This window comes from Frankia sp. AiPa1 (assembly GCF_023243075.1).
GTDB lineage: Bacteria > Actinomycetota > Actinomycetes > Frankiales > Frankiaceae > Frankia.
Map to the genome: position 1 here is coordinate 1 of NZ_JALKFZ020000090.1, position 2205 is coordinate 2205.

Genomic DNA, 2205 nt, shown 5'->3' on the forward strand with positions numbered 1-2205 from the left:
TGTCGCCGCCTCCTGAAAACTGACCCCCCAGGGGGCTGCGAAATCTGACCCCCTGCTGGTGTAGGAGGGGTGCTGAACGTGGAGGACTGGGCGGAGATCCGCCGGTTGCATCGGGCTGAGGGTGTGCCGATCAAGGAGATCGCGCGGCGGTTGGGGGTGGCGCGGAACACGGTGCGGGCGGCGTTGACGTCGGATCGGCCGCCGAAGTACGTGCGGGCGCCGCGGGGGTCGGTGGTGGATCCGTTCGAGCCGGCGGTCCGGGCGTTGCTGGTCGAGTGGCCGCGGATGCCGGCGCCGGTGATCGCGGCGCGGATCGGCTGGCCGTATTCGTTGTCGCCGTTGAAAAGGCGGTTGACGGTGATCCGGCCGGAGTATGTGGGGATCGACCCGGTGGATCGGGTGGTGTATGAGCCGGGGCAGTTCACGCATTGTGATCTGTGGTTCCCGGAGCCGGTGATTCCGGTGGGGGTGGGGCAGGAACGGGTGTTGCCGGTGCTGGTGATGACGTTGGCGTTCTCCCGGTTTTTGACCGCGACGATGATTCCTTCGCGGCAGGCCGGTGACATTCTCGCGGGGATGTGGCTGCTGATCGGCGGGGTCGGGCGGGTCACGAAAACACTCGTGTGGGATCGGGAGTCGGCGATCGGGGGGACCGGGCGTCTGTCGGCGCCGGCGGCGGCGTTCGCGGGAACACTGGCGACCCAGATCAGGCTTGCGCCGCCACGGGACCCGGAATATAAGGGTATCGTCGAGCGGGCCAACGGCTATTTCGAGACGTCGTTCCTGCCCGGCCGGAGGTTCGCTTCGCCGGCGGATTTCAACAGCCAGCTGGCCGAATGGTTGACGGTGGCGAACACCCGCACCGTGCGGTCGGTCGGCGGCCGGCCGGTGGATCTCCTGGACACCGATCTGCAGTCGATGCTGGCACTACCGCCGGTCGATCCGCCGACCGGGCTGTGCGCCCGGGTCCGGCTCGGCCGGGACTACTACGTGCGGGTCGACACCGTCGACTACTCGGTGGACCCGCGGGCGATCGGCCGGTTCGTCGACGTCACCGCCTCGCTGGACACGGTGGCGGTGACCTGCGATGGGCAGCCCGTGGGCCGTCACCCCCGCTCGTGGGCCCGCCACGGCGTCGTCACCGACCCCGAGCATGCCGCGGCCGCCGCCCGGATGCGCCAGGCCCTCGCCGACGACCGTCGGCGCCGGGCAGCGGCCACCCGCCATCACGGCGACGGCCATCCGGTCAGCATGCGGGCACTGCCGGACTACGACGCCCTGTTCGGCGTCGATTTCACCCCCACCTCATCCGAGAAGAAAGCGAGCAGCGAATGACCACCACCACACCGGCGCCGGCCGGGAAAACCTCCGACGGCATGCCGGCGATGATCTCCTATCTGACCCGGGTGTTGAAAACCCCGACGATCGGCGCGTTCTGGGAGGAACTCGCCTCCCAGGCCCGCGCGGAGAACTGGTCCCACGAAGAATACCTCGCCGCACTGCTGCAACGCCAGGTCGCCGACCGCGAGTCCAAAGGCACCGTCATGCGGATCCGCACCGCGCACTTCCCGACCGTCAAAACCCTGGAGGACTTCAACCTCGACCACATTCCCTCGCTCCGCCGCGACGTCCTCGCCCACCTGGCCACCAGCACCTACATCGCCAAAGCCGACAATGTTGTCCTGCTCGGCCCGCCCGGCGTCGGGAAAACCCATCTCGCGATCGGCCTCGGTGTCAAAGCCACCCAGGCCGGCTACTCCGTCCTGTTCGACACCGCCAGCAACTGGATAACCCGCCTCGCCGCCGCCCATCACGCCGGCCGTCTCGACGAAGAACTCCGGAAGATCCGCCGCTACAAACTTATCATCATCGACGAGGTCGGCTACATACCTTTCGACCAGGACGCCGCGAACCTGTTCTTCCAACTGATCGCTTCCCGCTACGAACAGGGCTCGGTCCTGGTCACCTCGAACCTGCCCTTCGGCCGCTGGGGCGAGACCTTCTCCGATGACGTCGTCGCCGCCGCCATGATCGACCGGCTCGTCCACCACGCCGAGGTCCTCACCCTCGCCGGCGACTCCTACCGCACCCGCCAACGCCGCGAGCTCCTCGCCAAGGACCGACCCAACCACAACTGATCAACCAGGGACCAGGGGGTCAAATTTCCGAGACCCCCACGTGGTCAGTTTTCAGGAAGCCTTGACA

The 2205-nt window shown here is 67.7% G+C and carries 2 protein-coding genes; both read left to right on the forward strand.

Features of this window, described 5'->3' with window-relative positions:
* Positions 1-69 precede the first annotated feature (69 nt).
* Positions 70-1335 carry an IS21 family transposase gene (istA, locus tag MXD95_RS07610; RefSeq protein ID WP_250639831.1) on the forward strand — a complete coding sequence of 422 codons (1266 nt, stop codon included), beginning with the start codon at positions 70-72 and terminating at the stop codon, positions 1333-1335.
* Entirely contained in the window at positions 1332-2138 is an 807-nt protein-coding gene (gene istB / locus MXD95_RS07615; RefSeq protein ID WP_250639832.1) for an IS21-like element helper ATPase IstB, read from the forward strand. Before istA ends, istB begins: the two co-directional genes overlap by 4 nt.
* Positions 2139-2205: the final 67 nt, after the last annotated feature.

Bases quoted from the DNA above. Each gene is read 5' to 3' on its own strand.
- istB (WP_250639832.1), top strand. From the start codon at position 1,332: ATGACCACCACCACACCGGCGCCGGCCGGGAAAACCTCCGACGGCATG.